The 13,911-nt window shown below is 46.4% G+C and carries 11 protein-coding genes; 2 read left to right on the top strand and 9 right to left on the bottom strand.

Annotated features, from left to right (window positions below; genetic code table 11):
- Positions 1 to 77: 77 nt before the first annotated feature.
- A complete protein-coding gene (locus ZMOB_RS07000; RefSeq protein ID WP_014501011.1) occupies positions 78 to 2,462 on the top strand; it encodes a TonB-dependent receptor in 2,385 nt (794 codons plus the stop codon).
- A gap of 50 nt (positions 2,463 to 2,512) precedes the next feature.
- On the opposite strand, the gene ZMOB_RS06995 is transcribed toward ZMOB_RS07000, so the two are convergent.
- The 8 genes from ZMOB_RS06995 to ZMOB_RS06960 form a co-directional block, all read right to left on the bottom strand.
- The gene (locus ZMOB_RS06995; RefSeq protein WP_011241541.1) at positions 2,513 to 2,779 is read right to left on the bottom strand and encodes an RnfH family protein; all 267 of its coding nucleotides are present in this window, start codon (positions 2,777 to 2,779) and stop codon (positions 2,513 to 2,515) included.
- 12 nt (positions 2,780 to 2,791) lie between these two features.
- The gene (locus ZMOB_RS06990) at positions 2,792 to 3,466 is read right to left on the bottom strand and encodes an electron transport complex subunit E (RefSeq protein WP_011241542.1); all 675 of its coding nucleotides are present in this window, start codon (positions 3,464 to 3,466) and stop codon (positions 2,792 to 2,794) included.
- A complete protein-coding gene (rsxG, locus tag ZMOB_RS06985; protein ID WP_011241543.1) occupies positions 3,456 to 4,166 on the bottom strand; it encodes an electron transport complex subunit RsxG in 711 nt (236 codons plus the stop codon). The genes ZMOB_RS06990 and rsxG overlap by 11 nt, the downstream gene beginning before the upstream one ends.
- A complete protein-coding gene (locus tag ZMOB_RS06980; protein WP_011241544.1) occupies positions 4,163 to 5,239 on the bottom strand; it encodes an RnfABCDGE type electron transport complex subunit D in 1,077 nt (358 codons plus the stop codon). The genes rsxG and ZMOB_RS06980 overlap by 4 nt, the downstream gene beginning before the upstream one ends.
- Positions 5,239 to 6,702 carry an electron transport complex subunit RsxC gene (rsxC, locus tag ZMOB_RS06975; RefSeq protein WP_014501010.1) on the bottom strand — a complete coding sequence of 488 codons (1,464 nt, stop codon included), beginning with the start codon at positions 6,700 to 6,702 and terminating at the stop codon, positions 5,239 to 5,241. Before rsxC ends, ZMOB_RS06980 begins: the two co-directional genes overlap by 1 nt.
- 10 nt (positions 6,703 to 6,712) lie before the next feature.
- Complete coding sequence (locus ZMOB_RS06970) at positions 6,713 to 7,375, bottom strand: RnfABCDGE type electron transport complex subunit B (protein ID WP_011241546.1); 663 nt, start codon at positions 7,373 to 7,375, stop codon at positions 6,713 to 6,715.
- Positions 7,376 to 7,391: 16 nt separating this feature from the next.
- On the bottom strand, positions 7,392 to 7,973 hold the full coding sequence (rsxA, locus tag ZMOB_RS06965) for an electron transport complex subunit RsxA (RefSeq protein ID WP_011241547.1): 582 nt from the start codon (positions 7,971 to 7,973) through the stop codon (positions 7,392 to 7,394).
- 468 nt (positions 7,974 to 8,441) lie between these two features.
- On the bottom strand, positions 8,442 to 10,649 hold the full coding sequence (locus ZMOB_RS06960) for a TonB-dependent receptor (RefSeq protein WP_014501009.1): 2,208 nt from the start codon (positions 10,647 to 10,649) through the stop codon (positions 8,442 to 8,444).
- Positions 10,650 to 11,360: 711 nt separating this feature from the next.
- Here ZMOB_RS06960 and nifA point away from each other — a divergent pair.
- Entirely contained in the window at positions 11,361 to 13,022 is a 1,662-nt protein-coding gene (gene nifA, locus ZMOB_RS06955; protein WP_049779046.1) for a nif-specific transcriptional activator NifA, read from the top strand.
- On the opposite strand, the gene ZMOB_RS09915 is transcribed toward nifA, so the two are convergent.
- A protein-coding gene (locus tag ZMOB_RS09915) for an IS5 family transposase (protein WP_099045773.1) occupies positions 13,012 to 13,775 on the bottom strand; the annotation gives its coding sequence in 2 pieces (ribosomal slippage) (positions 13,012 to 13,442 and positions 13,442 to 13,775; 765 coding nt in all). The genes nifA and ZMOB_RS09915 overlap by 11 nt on opposite strands.
- Positions 13,776 to 13,911 lie beyond the last annotated feature (136 nt).

Genomic DNA, 13,911 nt, shown 5'->3' with positions numbered 1-13,911 from the left:
AATTGCAATCAATTGAATTTAAGAGGTTTTTATCAGGAATAATATTTTGAATAATAGCAATATTAGGAAATATCTTAATGTCTTTCCAAGTAAATTCAAAAACAGCTATTATTATAACGCTCAGTCTTGGAACAATAACATTACCGGCCGGATTACAGGCACATCAATATACTGAAACCAATAATAAATCAGATAATCTATCTTTGTCATCAGACCCTATTTCAGATTTAAAATCTTCTTTGCCTGATAAAAAAAACGATAAGGAAAAGAATTTTCAGAAAAATGAAGCGGATCATCACTCTAAAGACGAAAAGAATGTCTATTGGAGCGGCAAGGAAATAACCGTTATTGGGAAGGCCGAGCGTCTGGCGCCTTCCTCCGTACCTCTGAACATCACACAGCCGACATCCATCATTCAAAGTTCTTTTATGGCCAATAATATTATTCCCTTGGCCAGTGTGGATGACATTATCAAATATCAGCCCAGTGTCTGGACACAAAATCCCAATGGCCCCGGTATTGGTAAAGCTGAAACGATGAGCCTAAGAGGCTTTCAGGATGGGCAATATAATATGACCTTTGATGGCATCCCTTTTGGAGATGCCAGCGATCTACATCATTCGACCTCATCCTTGTTTATAGCCCATTTCCTCGGTCAAGCTGAAGTTGATCGCGGCCCCGGCACAGCTTCCACTATCGGGAATGCTACTTTTGGGGGAACCATTGGCTTTACCTCAAGAAAACCTTCTGAAAAATTTGGTATTACGCCCTATGGAACCTATGGCAGTTATAATACCCGCGCAGGTGGTTTAGAAATCGATAGCGGAGAAACCATTGCCGGAAAAATGGTTCTTGATTTGCAGCATGAAGCCACGGATGGCTATTTGACGCATTCAAATGAACGCCGCAGCAACATCATGTTTAAAGATGTTATCAAATTAGGGTCAGACATCACCCTTACGGCGGCCACTACCTTCAATAAAGAGCATCAATATACCACCCAAGGCGCAACCTTGGCCGAATATGCCCAATATGGGAAGAATTACGGCTTATGTAATGATCCTCAATTACAGTGTTTTTATAAATATAATCCAAGCACCTATAAATCTGATTTTAGTTATATCAGCCTAAAGGCGAAGCCGCTCTCTTGGTTAGAATTAGAGAATAAAGTCTATTCTGTCGGCTTTGAACATTCTTATACAAAAACAACCGATGCCAGCCAAAACAGTCCCTCGGCAAATGGGGTTACTTTTTATAATGCCGCCGGTAAAAAAGTCGGCAGCTATGCCAATGATGTTCCCGGCAAATATGCCGATGCTCAATTTCGAGCCTATGGGGACACGCTGGCTTTAAAGGCGAAAACACCTGTCGGCGATATTTTAACGGGGGTCTGGGCAGATGTTCAGAATGATCGACGCTATACCTATGCGGTTGATCTGTCCCAAAATTCTATCATGGTTCCGGGTAAGAATGGATCGGCCTACAGCTATAATATCCATGACATCAATACGACCCTACAGCCTTATTTAGAATTCGACTGGCATCCGATGAAAGGCATGACCGTAAAACCGGGTATAAAATATTCTTATTTTCACCGGAATTATGATGCGGCGATCAACAAGAATACCAAAACCGCGTTAAAGGATAACCAATCATTCAAATCATGGCAGCCCTCCATCGCAATCAATCAAATATTGATGAAAGGTTGGAGTGCCTATGGTCAAATTGCACGTGGTTTCCTAGCCCCGCCCCTCAGTGTCTTTCAAACGCAAAATGTCGGTTATGTAAAACCGGAAACAACGTGGAATTATCAAGTCGGAACGGTTCTTCAAAAGAAGAATTGGACGATTTCTGCCGATGGCTATTATATCGATTTTTCAAACTATATTGCTTCTGCCCAAATTAACGTCCCCAATATCGGCACAGAAACGACTTATGTGAATAGCGGCGGCGCAATTTACAAAGGATTGGAAATCGAAGGCCAATATGCCATCGGATATGGCGTTTCCCTTTATGGAAACTACAGCGTCAATAGCGCCCATTATAAAGATTCCAAAATACGGGTGGCCGCATCTCCAAAATCTCTGGCCTCTTTCGGCGTGTTATACGAGAAGAAAGATGGTCCCTATTTCTCTTTTATCGGGAAATATGTCGGCAATCATTGGGGATTGGATAGTACAACAGACACAGCTGGAAACACCGTCTTTAAAAACCAGTATTTAATACACAGTAACATCACCGCTGATATGGCGTTTGGCTGGCATTTCAAAAATGTCGGTGGCAATATCCTAAGAAATATCACGCCCAGCATTAAAATATCGAATGTTTTCGGTAGCCATGCCATCAGCGATTTTGCGGGTAATCAATCGAAAACCACCGCAGAATATCCAAATGGTGCGCCGCTATACTGGCGGTTGTCAGGAAGAAGCGTGTTCTTTAATTTAACGATGACGATTTTATAAAAAGACATCAAAAAAAAGCCTGCCCTTTTTCAAGGACAGGCTTTTTAACTTTAAGCCTTCTTTTTCTTTTTAGGGACAGTTTTGGGATCAACCAAAAGCGGCCGATAAATCTCGATCCGCATCCCTTCTTCTAAAGGCGCATCTAATTTAGCGACTTTACCAAAGATACCGACCTTCTGTTTTTCAAGATCGATCTCAGGGCACCGCTTTAAGATACCGGAAGCGTTAATACCGTCTTCGATAGTCGCGCCTTCTTTGACTTCACATTCAAGCCACCACTGGCGTTCCGGTTTGGCATAAGCGACGGATATCTTCATCTTTTTGCCTCCCTAAGCCCCATGCGCGCCGGACATAGAAATTTCTTTGCCCTGTGCCACGTCGATCATTCTTTTCCCGACTAAAACGAAGCCAGTCACCAAAAAGCCCCCCGGCGGTAAAACCATCATCAAAATATGACAATCCGTCGGTAACAGATGACATTCCAGAAAACGGAAGCTTGATCCCAGCAATAAAGCCGCATTGGCAAAAAGAGTGCCTGAACCGATAATTTCACGCAGGCCACCAATGATCGTCAGGGCAAAGGTAAAGCCCAATCCAGCAAAAACACCATCGGTTAAAGAGGCCAGAGGCGGTTTTTTGCCCGCAAAGGCCTCCAAATGGGCAAGCGGCAAGCAGTTTGAAACGATCAACGGAATGAACAGCCCCAACACCTTGTAAAGCGGGTGCATATAGGCATTCATCACCAGATCAACCAAGGTCACCATGGCCGCCACAATCAGGATATAAACCGGCACACGTACTTCATAGGTAATATGATGCCGAAACACAGAAACCAAAAGATTGGAAGCCGCCATCACTGCGGCGGTTGCCAATCCCATGCCCAAGGCATTTGTGGCACTGGTCGTAACAGCCATTGTTGGGCAAAGCCCCAACAACATACTTAGAATACCGTTATTGTCCCAAAGACCGTCTTTGGCGATACGGAAATACTCATTATTGGACATTTGAACTCTCCAACAGAGTGTTTTTATGCGTCTCGAAAAATTCCAGACCACGATGGATCGCCGCAACAACACCACGTGGCGTAATCGTTGCACCGGAAAATTGGTCAAACTGACCGCCGTCCTTTTTGACTTTCCATTTGCTTTCTGACGGATTGGTCAAAGACAGGCCGGTAAAGCGCAAGATCCAATTCGATTTATTGGCTTCGATCTTGTCACCCAGTCCTGGGGTTTCTTTATGAGCCAGCGCCCGCACCCCAAGAATATGACCTTCGGCATCGACACCCATCATCAAACGGATTTCACCACTATAGCCAGTGCCAGAAATTTCATAGGCAACACCCGTCACATGACCGGCCTTTGTCGCGCGAAAAACCGTTACATCATGCCCTTCGGCATCTTTTAGATGGAGCGGATGAGCAGAGATATCATTGTCATGAATCGAGGCAGGAATAACCTGTTCCAAAGAAGCCTGCTGATCTTCGACCCCGCGCGCTACGATTGTTTGAGCGGTCAAATGATAAGTTAAGGCCAATAAAGCCCCAAAGCCCAAACAAAAGGCGGCCAACACAAGGCCATGAAAGAAGAAAGCCTTCTCTTTCTCTGGCTTATCCCCTTCATGCATCGCCTCATCGGCCTGAAATAAAGCGTCTTGTTCGACGGCTTCTTTCCGGTTTTCGGCTTCATCCTTTTGATCGGTCATTTCTTGTCCCCAAATGCCACCGGTTGTCCTTGGCGAGTGCGACCGAACACACGAGGGCGGCTATAGTGGTCGATGATGGGGGTCGTCGCATTCATCAGCAACACGGCAAAGGCCACCCCTTCTGGATAACCGGCAAAGCTACGAATAATCCATGTCAGGAAGCCTACCCCAAAGCCGAATATGACCTGACCTTTTTTCGATACCGGAGAGGTGACATAATCGGTTGCAATAAAGAACGCGCCCAGCATCGAAGCACCGGACAGCAATTCAATAAGACCAGAAGCAAAGCGTGCCGGATTGATAGCTGAAAACAGACTTCCCAATAAAAACAGCGTCAACAACATTGAAACCGGAATATGCCAGCTAATAATCCGCCGCCACATCAAGAACAGACCCCCTAACAGAATAAAGATTGCCGAGGTTTCACCCATAGAACCGGGCTTAATCCCCAACAGCATATCTTTTAATCCGGGCAAGGTCTGAACCGTGCGGGTGACCGGAATCCCCCGCGTCAATTCAGTTTTGATATGACCCAGCGCAGAAGCCGCCGACAAAGAATCCAGATTACCTTCACAACCCAAAGTAATTTTTAGCCCTGTCAGAATATCTGGCGCATGGGCAGTCAATAAGGGATGTGGGGCAGCAAATTGCGTCATTTGTAACGGAAAAGAAATCAGCAAAGCGACACGGGCAACCATGGCAGGGTTAAACAAATTTTGTCCCAAACCACCAAAAACCTGTTTTGCCAAAGCAATCGCGAAAATAGCCCCCAATAAAGCAATCCACCAAGGTGCCCAAGGCGGTAAACTCATCGCAATAAGCCAGCCGCTTAAAATCGCAGAACCATCTTTTAACGCCGGAAGCACCGGACGTTTTGCCAGCATCAGGCATCCCGCCTCAATCAAAAGACAGAAAAGAATAGTCAGACCAAAAAGGAAAATGGCAGGCCAGCCAAACAGCCAAAGATCAAACAAGGTCGCTGGAACAAGCGCCAGCATAACCGTCTGCATGGTGCGCGAGACACTGTTATCCGCATGGGTAAAGGGCCCGCTGATTGCGATACTGCCACTCATTAAACTGCCTTTTCCTCTTTATTGGCGGCAGCTTTGGCGGCTTTCGCCCGCTCTGCCGCAAGTTGCCTCTGGCGCAAGACTTCAGCCAGACGCGCCTCTTTGGCAGCGGCCAAGGCCTTGATCTTGTTCTGTTTTCTCTCTTCGTCACGCCGATTCCAGATTTCGCCCTTGGCATAGTTGAAATATTGCACCAAAGGCAAATGGGACGGACAAACATAAGAACAGGAACCGCAAGAAAAGCAGTCCATCACCTGAAGCTTTTCAACTTCTTCCAATTTATCACGCCGGATCAAACTGGCCATTTCAACCGGACTTAGACCACAAGGGCAAACATCAACGCAACGGCCACAACGCAAACAGGCTTCGGTTGGGCGATGATCCATTTCTTCGGAAGTCAAAGCCAAAATACCGGCGGTGCCTTTGATAACCGGAACATCAATATTCGGCAGGCCGACCCCCATCAAAGGGCCTCCGGTGACGATCTGTTCGGCTTTTTCATTCATGCCGCCGCAGAAATCAATCAAGGCTTTAACCGGTGACCCAATCGGTGCATCTAATGTTTTCGGGTCATTCATGCCGCCGCCAGAAACCGTCACAATACGCGAGATAAGCGGCTCGCCATAACGGGCAGAACGCCAAACCGCGCGAGCAGTCCCGACATTTTGAACCAGAACCCCAACATCAGCGATACGGGTGCGGGCTGAAATTTCTAGACCGGTCAAGGCTTGCACCAAATGACGGGCAGAACCTACCGGATATTGCGCCGGTAAATCCGCGATCTCGACATTGTCATAGGCTTCGGCGGTCTTTTTCATTATCGCGATCGCTTCGGGCTTGTTCCGCTCAATCCCGATCACGACCTTCGGCGCACCTACCGCATGGGCAATCAGACGGCCGCCGGAAATAACTTCATCGGCATATTCCTGCATTACCCGATCATCGCCCGTCAGATAGGGTTCGCATTCGGCACCATTCAGCACCACCATTTTAATGGGTTTCTGGCTGCTCTGTTCTAATTTGACAGCTGCCGGAAAAGCCGCGCCACCCAAACCAACAACGCCAGCCCAAGCCACCCGTTCACGAATTAACTGCGGATCGACGGCGAAAGGATCACTATAGGCTTCGGGTAATTCCGCCCAGCTATCTTTGCCATCCGCTTCCAAAACCATCGTCATCCCCGGCAAACCGGAAGGATGAGGCGCGGTCATATTCTGGATTGCCCGAATAATACCAGAGGTTGGAGCATGAATAGGCGCGGATATCCGGCCAGCCGGAGCCGCCAAAAGTTGCCCCTTCCCAACATGGTCACCAATATTAACAACCGCTTCCGCCGGAGCGCCGGAATGTTGCCGCAAAGGCAGAAAATAGAATGGCACAATCGGCAAAGGCTCTATCTTTTTAGCTGTAGTCGCCTGTTTCCGATAACTGGGATGGATACCCCCACGGACTGAAAATAATTTCATCTCTGCTCCCCTAGCCCAAGCTTTCTTCTTCGGCTTCTTTTTCAAGAGAAGCTTTATAGGCTTTACCCTGTCCACCATCGGATTCATCCGTTATCCGATTGGCCAATGCCTGCGCCGCAAAGGCTGGATTAGCTAAACTATCCTGTATTGCCAGATTGGGTTTATCCCAATGCCAGTTGTCCAACGTGACCGCCACCGGCACCATTTCGATAGCCCCCGTCGGACAAGCCGTTTCACATTTGCTGCAACCATGGCAGACATCAGGAATAATCGTATGCACCTGACGCGCCGCCCCGATAATGGCATCACTGGAACAATCGCGAATACAGGCCGTGCATCCGATACATAAATCTTCATGGATCAAAGCGGTTTTGGGGCCAATATCTTCCGCTTGTGACAGATCAAGGCTGACACCCAAGGCCTTGGCCAAGGCTTCAGCAACACTTCTACCCCCAGGGGTGCATTGGGTTACAGGCGCGCCATCATGCGCCAAAGCGGCCGCATATTGTGAACAGCCGACATAACCGCATTGCCCGCATTGTGATCCCGGCAACAAAGCCTGTAACTGGCCTTCAATCGGATCTTCTTCTACCCGCAGCAATTTCGAGGACAGCCCCAGCATCAGGCCAAGTGCCAGCCCCATGACAGTCAGGCTTATAATGGCTATCAACATCGTTCTTTCTTCCCGTCTAGTGGACAGACATTCCAGAAAAACCCATAAAAGCCAGCGCCAGCAAACTTGCCGTCACAAAACCGATAGGAGGGCCTTCAAATAAACGAGGCGTTACCGATAACGCCAATCTTTCACGTAATCCCGCAAACAGCACCATAACGAGGCTGTATCCAACCGAGGAAGCAAAAGCGAAAACCGTGCTGTCCACAAATCCATAATGCTGTTCTACCAACAGCAAGGTAATGCCCAAAACGGCACAATTGGTTGTGATAAGCGGCAGATAAATGCCCAAAAGCCGAAACAAAGTCGGCGAGAATTTACGAAAAAACGATTCCGTCAGCTGAACCGCCGAAGCGATAATCAGAATAAAAGTGACCGTCCGAAGATATCCCAGACCAAAGGGGGCGAGTAACCAATGCTCCAAAGCCCAACTTGCCATAGAAGAGGTGGTAATAACAAAGGTGCAGGCCGCCCCCATCCCGACAGCAGTATCAACGCGCGTAGTTACACCCATAAAGGAACATAAACCTAAAAAGCGCGTTAGAATAACATTGTTGACCAGACAGGCACTTACCACCAGAAGTAGTATATCCGTCACTGTTTTATTCCTTCCTCAGGAGGTCTGAAGGCGAAAAGCTACGCCCCCTTGTTCATATTCCCGCCGGATATATCAACTGACAGACGAAATATGGAATGGGTTCTTTGTAAATTTTTTGAGCAAATCTTATGCCACTCTTATATTTAGCGCTAAATTGGTGATTTTTCAGAGCAAATGCGCCTTTTCTCGGCATTTATTGTCGCAAAAGTGACAAAACAAACACATTATGTCGCTGAAAAGAAAGCCTTTCCGTAAAAAGTTCAAGAGATTTTTGAAATTAAACTCTGCCGACAACAAGAATTTTTGAAAAAGATTTCACAAAAAAGCGACAAGTAAATCTTTTATAAAAAGACAAGAGCGGAATCCGCGTCTTGACGCTTTTTAATAATTAGAAAAGCCAAGCCGGATATTCCAAAAAATACCCGCTTGGCTTTTGACATCATGAGCGAGGAAAAGAAGAACGACTCCCTAAAGGGTGCATTCCAAAGTAAAGGAATAGGTTCGCGGTAAACCGGCATAAGCACTGTTGGTGCCTCCGGCAGCCCCATTGATAGAAGATGGATAGACCGAAGCCCAATAATGTTCGTTCATGATATTATTGACGGTAAAACGGGCAACCCAAGGTTTATTCGCCATTTTGAAAGGATAGCGGATACCAATATTCGCCGTTACGAATTGGGGCGCATATGTCGTATTGGTGTTATTCGCCGCCCGCGTTCCAGTGTAACGGACGCTCCCGTTAATCGCCAAACCATTTGCCAAACTCTCTTTTGAAAATGGCAAAGTATAATCAATCAGAATATTCGACTGGACAGGTGGCACCCCGACAATTTCCTTGTGGGAAGTTGTCAGATTGCCCGTCGAACCGACTTTGGCATCCAGCCATGTCACCCCACCCAATACCGACAGGTCATGACGGATATGACCCGCCATCTGGAATTCAAAACCCCAATTCCGCTGGGTGCCATACATGCCATAAACATTCGTGGTTGTATCGACATAGGCATAAGGTCGGGTCATTCTGAAACCGTCGATATTCAAGGACAAATTGCGCCATTTCACCTTATAGCCCAGCTCATATTGCTCGCTTTCATAAGGGTTAAGAATCTGGCTGACATTGGCACTTCCAGCCGGTGCCGTCATGCCCTGCTGAATACTGCGCCCCCATGTAAAATAAGCGGTATGATTTTCAATAGGATGATAAATCAGGCTGGTATTCGGGCTAAAAGCGCCTTGGGTATAATTATGGGCAGTACGGGTTCCGGCCTTATTCCAGCTTGAAGATGTCATCCAGCTCCAACTAAAGGCACCCAAGATCGACCAATGCTTGTTAAAGGTAATCGTATCGCTGACAATCAGCGATTGATTGCGGGCAATGGCTGAACGATAACTACCCGAGGAACGGGGGCGCGTGCCATCAAATCGGGTAGGATTATAAAGATTGCTGGTGCCTAAAGAAAAACTCTGGCTACTGGTTGGGTTATAATTGCTCATGACATAGCCATTGGAACCCAAAGCCACATCATGACGCACAAATCCGGTATGGAAATGCCCGTTTAAATAGGCAAGATTGCTGGCAATTTTAAATCGATAGGCCGTGGCAGCCGAGGCAATCGTCTGTTTATAATCGCCTATATTATCAATCAAAGTATTGGCATTGGCAAAGACATCCCGCCACGCATTCTGAAATAAGCCTCCGGCAACAAGGCTCCAATTGTCACCGAATTGATGTTTGATTTTACCAGAGGCCGTATCTGTCTGGGCGTTATATCCAGCATAGCTTTGCCCCAGATAAGGAGTGCTAAGATCGGGCGCCTTTGGAAGTTGAATATTGTTACTGTAAGAAAATCCGGGTGCGCCGCCTTTGATATCATAGACATAATGGCTGGCATTCAATTCGATAACGGTTTGGGGATCGACATGGATGTCGAAACTGCCACTCACCAAATTACGATTGATATGCCCTGTTCGGACATAGTTGGAACCGGCACCATGCACCAGATTGACGCGATAGCCGAACCAGTTGTTTTTACCCGTCGATCCTGAAATATCAGCGGCTTCAGTTACGGTGCCACGGGAGTCGATTCCGACCGAAAAATCCTCCATCATTTCGGTGGTTGGTCTTTTTAACGTATATTCAAAGGTGCCTGCCGGATTTTGAGGGCCATAGATCGCACCGGCCAACCCATTCAAAACTTGGAGATTTTCAAACTGCTCGGCAGCATAAGGCGTGGTGGTCGCAATATTAAAACCATCCATGCGGCTATTGGCAATCACATCCGCTTCAAAGCCTCGTGATTGAGGGCGGGAAGTTCCCGGATCACCGCGCATTTCCAGCTGCACCGAAGGCAAATATTGCATCAAATCATTCACATTCCGCGCTTGCTGGTTGCGGATAACATCATGAGGCACACTTAAAATTGAAAAAGGGGCGTTTTCCGGCTTTATATCACCCAAAGGGCCAAAATTGACGACCGGTAAAGCGGTTCTCGCTCCGGTACCGTTTTCTATTTTGGCATTAACGGTGATGTCTTGTGCGGAAGCGACCTCTTGCCCTGATTTCTGATGGGATATCGACGGCTTCTTTTTATTCGAATCATTTTGAGAAGAGTCGCGATCCAAAACAGAATCATTTTTACTGTAATCAACGGGGGGTTCCGCTTTGCTTTCGGTCATCAATCCTATTGATAATATTGCAGAATATAAAAGCAGCGTCTTATAGGATTGCCTTTTTTGCATTACCCGCCCCATCAAAAAATATCAATGATCGGGCAATTTTAAAAATTTTATTATAAAAATCAAATAGAAATAAATATAAATATACAAATTGAAGGTAATAATCATTATTAAATTTCAAAAATACAAAGATAAAAGCAAGAAAAATCTAAAGAGTTATCTCAAATAGCATCGAGTAATAAAATATTATATAAAAATAAGTGATTGTAATTTTATATTTCAATAATATTGGCTATGTAAAAAAAACAACCAGATAATCATGATATCTATTTCAAAAAATTTTATAATTTTAAGTTACAATGTTAAATTTTAATAAAAGCATAGATGAATATTTTGTTATTATTTTATTTAACACAATATCTTTCTCCCAAAATTCGATATTTTAAAATCGGACAAAGGACAGGACGAACCCCCCTGATATCTATCCTATAAAAAATAGGCGGCTTTCATTCTGCGTGTTAAATGCTAGTAACTTATTTATATTTAAAGCATTTTTTATCTTATAAAAATCCATATATTGATTCTTATTTATTTTATTGTTGCACTTTGTTGATGATGAGCTATCCTGACTTTCAATAGAGCTCGAGTAATTTCGACCTCATCAAAAGCCATTTCTCCCCCCGTTTAGATAACAGAATAGGGGATCTGACCATGCCTTCAAAACAATTTGCTTATAAAGATATGTCGCTAGGGAACAGAACGGCTTGGCCAGATATGGCCTTGTTCGGCCTTTATGAAATTTCAAAAATTCTCTGTGCGCCGATGGAAACGGTCACCCTTATCAAGCGGGTCATTTCTGTTCTTGAAAGCTTTATTGATCTCGATCATGCGATTATTGCATTTTTTGATGAAGATCAGGAAGCTGAAATTCTGGTTGGTGCGAAAAGTGACCAGCAAGGTGCCAAGATATATTTTGATTCTATCCCCGAACAAATTGTCGGACAAATTGTGACGGGCAAAATGCCAGTCATCATCAGGGATATTTCCAAAGACCCGTATTTTTCAAATAGCCGGTCTCATATTTGGCATATCAATCAAAAAAGCTGCGTCATCGGCGTTCCGATTTTGGATCGGAATAAAGTCTCCGGTATTTTATTGATAGACCGCCCGACGCCCAGAAATGAAAGAGAGGCTCTGGCACCGGATAGAGATGCCCGCCTGTTATCGATGGTTGCGGCTCTTTTGGGACAAACGGCAAGACTGCATCAGATGATCCGGCGCGAACATGAATTTCTGCTCCGGCAATCAAGCCATACCGCTCCTCGGCAGGCAGAAGATATGCCTCACCCCCGTATTATCGGGGACAGCCCAATCATTCGATCGATCCTCCAAAAAATCAATCTGATTGCCAAAAATAATGTGACAGTCTTGCTACGCGGAGAATCTGGCACGGGGAAAGAACTTTTCGCCCAAGCCATTCATCAGGCATCCCCCCGAAAAGAACTGCCTTTTATCAAATTAAACTGTGCAGCCTTGCCGGAATCGGTTCTGGAATCCGAATTATTCGGGCATGAAAAAGGGGCTTTTACCGGCGCTGCCCAAATGCGGAAAGGCCGTTTTGAGCTGGCAGATGGCGGCACTCTTCTTCTGGATGAAATCGGCGAAATATCACCCAATTTCCAGGCCAAATTATTACGCGTTTTACAAGAAGGCGAATTTGAACGGGTTGGCGGCACCAAAACCTTAAAGGTTAATGTCCGTGTCATCGCGGCAACCAATGTCAATTTGGAAGAGGCGGTCAGCCGTGGCAATTTCAGAGCCGATCTTTACTATCGCCTAAGCGTCATTCCCATTTTTCTTCCCCCTTTGCGTGAACATCCGTCAGATATTCCTCTGCTGGCGAAAGAATTCTTGCGGCATTTCAATCTGGAAAACAAAACCCATCTGACCATTGATCAAAATGCCTTGGATGTTCTGTCCCATTGTTATTTTCCGGGTAATATCCGAGAGCTTGAAAACTGTATTCGGCGGACAGCTACTCTTGCCAGAAATACAGAAATTACCGCCGAAGATTTCACCTGTTACAATGACAATTGTCTGTCCTCTATTTTCTGGCATCGCGAAGAAGAAAAGACTCCGCATGTCTGCAAAAATCATGGTTCAGAAGGCGAGATAAGCGAATGTCCTTCTGCCCAGCATTGTCAGGCTGCATCCAATGCGGAATCAGACAAGACAGATTTAGCTTTTCCCAAGGAAAAAACGACACAATCGGAATTTCGTAGCCAGAAAGAACAACTGATCGACGCTATGGAACAAGCCGGTTGGGTGCAGGCAAAAGCCGCTCGTATCCTAGGCTCAGGACTCATTCTTTGAGATAGAAGATGAAACTTGCTGCGATATGGATTGCTGACATGAATGTGTGAGCGCACCGGTCGTATCGTGTTGCGACACGCCGCCAGTCTTTGAGCTTTGCGAACATATTTTCGATGAGGTGACGCTTTTTATACAGATGCCAGTCGTAAGGCGGCTTTGATTTCCGGTTCTTCTTCGGCGGAATACAGGCGGTGATATTCCGGTCTGCGAGAGACTGTCTGATTTTATTACTGTCGTATCCCCGGTCCCCGAGAATTTCTTGTGTTTCTTCCGGCAGATTTGCCAGCAGAACATCCGCGCCTTTGAAGTCACTGACCTGACCTGCGGTCAGATGCAGCCGGACAGGGCGGCCCTGACTATCGCATACAGCGTGAAGCTTTGAGTTCAGTCCGCCTTTCGTGCGTCCGATATGGCGGGGAAAAGCCCCTTTTTGAGCAGGGAGGCCGCTGTCCGGTGTGCTTTCAGATGTGTTGCATCGATCATCAGACGCTTCGAACGGCCTGCCTGCTCCGTCAGGGCGACGAAGATCCGGTCAAAGACACCCAGGCGGCTCCACCGGATAAACCGGTTGTATAAAGTCTTGTGCGGGCCATACGCTTTCGGGGCGTCTTTCCACTGAAGGCCGTTGCGGATCACGTAAACGATCCCGCTCAGGACACGACGGTCATCGACACGCGGCACACCATGCGCCAGTGGAAAAAACGGCTTAATCCGTTCCATCTGGTGCTCAGACAGCAAAAACACGTCACTCACAGCTTCACCTCTATCGGTAAACCTGTGAATCACAACAGCCCGCTCAACTCAAGAAATTAACAGGTCCTGAGCCTAGGCATGACCCCGCGCCAGATAGGCTATGCGCTGCGGAAAAACGGGATATCTATCAAAAAAT

Origin of the sequence: Zymomonas mobilis subsp. mobilis ATCC 10988 (assembly GCF_000175255.2) — a bacterium.
GTDB classification, from domain to species: Bacteria; Pseudomonadota; Alphaproteobacteria; order Sphingomonadales; family Sphingomonadaceae; genus Zymomonas; species Zymomonas mobilis.
Note: the sequence above shows the minus strand (reverse complement) of the source record. Positions and strands in the feature narration are given on the sequence as shown.